At 40.7% G+C, this 563-nt stretch carries 1 protein-coding gene; it reads left to right on the plus strand.

All coding sequences use genetic code 11. The features are described 5' to 3' along the window. Nucleotides 1-12 precede the first annotated feature (12 nt). A partial coding sequence (locus ABD940_RS22840; RefSeq protein WP_345208875.1) for a DUF6443 domain-containing protein occupies nucleotides 13-563 on the plus strand: 551 nt, incomplete at its 3' end.

The raw sequence follows: 563 nt of genomic DNA on the forward strand, positions 1-563 counted from the left end.
AAACTAAAAACGATGAAAAAGATATTAATCCCCATAGGAACTTTGCTTATATCAGGTTTGGTTCACGCTCAGCTGAGTTCCACAGAAAATTATATCCAAAGCAGGACTTATTTAGAGCCTGTCACCACAAGCAGCTCTACAGCAAGACAAATTGAAACTGTTCAGTATTTTGATGGTTTAGGCAGACCCAAACAGGTTGTGAATGTAAAAGCATCACCACTAGCAAAAGATGTTGTGACTCATATAGAATATGATGGTTTTGGAAGACAGGTTAAAGATTACCTTCCTGTTCCACAGCAGGGAACGCAAAACGGGGGTATTTATACCTCTCCGCTGAGTAATGCCACACAACCCTCACTATACGGGGCAGAGAAAATCTATTCTGAAAAGATATTGGAAAGCTCTCCTTTAGACAGAGTGTTACAGCAAAAACAAGTAGGAAATGCATGGGATAATAAGCCCGTTCAGTTTGGCTATGATGCCAATACAACTGGTGATGCCGTTAAAAAATATACTACCGTTACGACTTGGGCGAATGGTGCTACAAGTTCTGCTCTAAGCCA

Source organism: Chryseobacterium ginsengisoli (genome assembly GCF_039542325.1).
Classification (GTDB): Bacteria; Bacteroidota; Bacteroidia; order Flavobacteriales; family Weeksellaceae; genus Chryseobacterium; species Chryseobacterium ginsengisoli.